General features: G+C 63.2%; 3 protein-coding genes and 1 pseudogene. 3 read left to right on the top strand and 1 reads right to left on the bottom strand.

Annotation, left to right across the window (positions count from 1 at the left end; translation table 11 throughout):
- Together HX846_RS34270 and HX846_RS34275 are read left to right on the top strand one after the other, a co-directional pair.
- Nucleotides 1–581 (top strand): annotated as a pseudogene (locus tag HX846_RS34270) (aconitate hydratase AcnA); the annotation flags it as partial.
- Nucleotides 574–1287 carry a transporter substrate-binding domain-containing protein gene (locus tag HX846_RS34275; RefSeq protein WP_178967153.1) on the top strand — a complete coding sequence of 238 codons (714 nt, stop codon included), beginning with the start codon at nt 574–576 and terminating at the stop codon, nt 1285–1287. The pseudogene HX846_RS34270 and the gene HX846_RS34275, both read left to right, overlap by 8 nt.
- Here HX846_RS34275 and HX846_RS34280 read toward each other — a convergent pair.
- The gene (locus HX846_RS34280) at nt 1284–1646 is read right to left on the bottom strand and encodes an NUDIX hydrolase (RefSeq protein WP_102369305.1); all 363 of its coding nucleotides are present in this window, start codon (nt 1644–1646) and stop codon (nt 1284–1286) included. The genes HX846_RS34275 and HX846_RS34280 overlap by 4 nt on opposite strands.
- 140 nt (nt 1647–1786) lie before the next feature.
- Here HX846_RS34280 and HX846_RS34285 point away from each other — a divergent pair.
- Nucleotides 1787–2394 (top strand): Gfo/Idh/MocA family protein (locus HX846_RS34285; protein ID WP_178967154.1); only part of this gene is annotated, 608 nt, incomplete at its 3' end.

The following is a 2394-nucleotide window of genomic DNA, read 5'->3' on the forward strand; positions in this document are numbered from 1 at the left end:
GCAGCAACCACGAAGTGATGGTGCGCGGCGCGTTTACCAACCCGCGCCTGAACAATCTGCTGTCCTGCGACCAGCCCCCGCGCCAGGGCGTCTGGGCCTGGAATGCCGACCGCAGCGACTACCTGCCGCTGTACCTCGCCGCCCAAAGCTACGCCGGTACACCCACCGTGTTGTTCGCCGGGATCAACTACGGTGCCGGCTCCAGCCGCGACTGGGCAGCGAAGGTCCTGACCCTGCTGGGGATCAAGGTGGTGGTGGCCCGCAGCATCGAGCGAATCCATCGCAGTAACCTGATCGGCATGGGCGTGTTGCCGCTGGTGTTCGATGAGGGCGCATCGGTGCAGGACTTGAACCTCGACGGCAGTGAGTCCCTGAGCTTCCTCGGCCTGGACGCGTTGCAGGTCGGCGACAACCCGATCACCTTGCAGATTGACCGCGCCACCGGTGAGACCACGCGTACCCCCCTGACCTTGCGCCTCGACTCGTTGCAGGAGGTTGGTTACCTTGAACACGGCGGCGTCTTGCCCTTCGTCATTCGCAAGACCGTGCAAAGAACCGTTCAAGGAGCGCGTAATGATTGACCCGCAGGTACTGCAACAACTGGCCCCCGAGGGTGTGCTCAGGGCTGCCATCAACTTTGGCAACCCGGTGCTGGCCCAGCGCGGCGAGGACGGCCAGCCCCAGGGCGTGTCGGTGGCGCTGGCCAGGGCCCTGGCCGATGAGTTGGCGGTCGACCTTGAGTTGATCACTTTTGATGCGGCGGGCAAGGTCTTCGCCGCGCTGGGCGATTACCGCTGGCGCGTGGCATTCCTGGCCATCGAACCGGTGCGCGAGCAGGAAATCGCCTTCAGCGCGCCCTACGTGATCATCAAGGGTACGTACCTGGTGGCGGTGGATTCACCCCTGGGCAGCGTGTCCCAACTCGATGCTCCGGGCCAACGCATCGCCGTCGGCCAGGGTGCCGCGTATGACCTGTACCTGAGCCGCACGGTGCAGCATGCCGAACTGGTGCGCGCGCCGACCTCGGCGGGTGCCGTAGACCTGTTTATCGAGCAAGGCCTGAACGCCGCGGCCGGGGTTCGGGATTACTTGCAAACCCGGCTGGATGAGCGCTGGCGCCTGCTGGAGGATGACTTCATGAGCATCAGCCAGGCGGTCGCGGTACCGGTAGCGCACGCAGCCGCTGCCGCGTTCGTCATATCCTTTGTCGAACGGCAGAAAGCCAATGGTCTGGTAAGACAGGCGTTGTTGCGCAGCGGGCAAAGCCCGGAACTGGCGGCGCCTTAGAGACGGCGCAGGAAGGATTTGACGATTTTCTGGGTGGCCTGGGTGGTGTCCAGGTCATCCAGGCGACTGTAGGGATGCCACTGGCATTCCTTGATTTCACTCAGGGGCCGGGCATCTTCGATATTCACCACCGACGCCTCGAACACATGGTGCAGGGTGTCGCTGGCCTTCAGCTCCTGCAATAACAGCAAACCGTCCACGTTCAGCCCGGTTTCCTCTTCCAGCTCCCGCGCGGCCGCGCCCACTGGCCGCTCATCGCGCTCGACCTTGCCGCCGGGCAATGCCCATTTCGATCGGGCTTTACGCACGAACAGGATGTGCCCGTCGTGCTCGCAAATCACCGTGGCCCTTATTTTCATCGTCTGTGCCCCCGCAGCTGGATGATTGTCATAAAAGTGTAATGCAATTGTCATGCTCAGTCTTTATCCGGCAGGGTGGAGAGGGGGCCGGAAAACACCGATACTGCCCCATTGAAAAAACTCACCTGAAGGAGATGCAGATGAACACCGTACGCTGGGGCATGATCGGCTGTGGCGATGTCACTGAACTCAAGAGTGGACCCGCCTTCTACAAAGCGCCAGGTTCTGCGCTGGTGGCCGTGATGGGGCGGCGCGAGGAGGCCGTGCGCGATTATGCGGCACGCCACGGCATTGCCCGTTTCTACACTGACGCCCAGGCGCTGATCGACGACCCGGAAGTAGACGCGGTCTACATCGCCACACCGCCCGACAGCCACCTCGAATACAGCCTGATGGTGGCCGCTGCCGGCAAGCATTGCTGCGTCGAGAAGCCCATGTCCCTGAATGCCGAGCAAAGCGCGCTGATGCAGCGCACCTTCGAACAGGCCGGGCTGCACCTGTTTGTCTCCTATTACCGGCGCTCCCTGCCACGCTTCCAGCAGGTGCGGGACTGGCTGCAGGACGGGCGCATCGGCGAATTGCGTCATCTGACCTGGACCCTGTGCAAGCCGCCTTCGGAAGACGATGCCAGCAGTGCCAACTGGCGCACCGACCCGGCGATTGCCGGCGGCGGGTATTTTGCCGACCTGGCCAGCCACGGTTTTGACCTGTTCCAGTACCTGGTCGGGGATATCGTCGATGTGGCCGG

It is taken from the genome of Pseudomonas sp. K5002, assembly GCF_013386655.1.
Classification (GTDB): Bacteria; Pseudomonadota; Gammaproteobacteria; order Pseudomonadales; family Pseudomonadaceae; genus Aquipseudomonas.

What these genes read in the sequence shown, in the direction of transcription:
- HX846_RS34275 (WP_178967153.1), top strand. Translation starts at nt 574, where the DNA reads ATGATTGACCCGCAGGTACTGCAACAACTGGCCCCCGAGGGTGTGCTC.
- HX846_RS34280 (WP_102369305.1), bottom strand. Translation starts at nt 1,646, where the DNA reads ATGAAAATAAGGGCCACGGTGATTTGCGAGCACGACGGGCACATCCTG.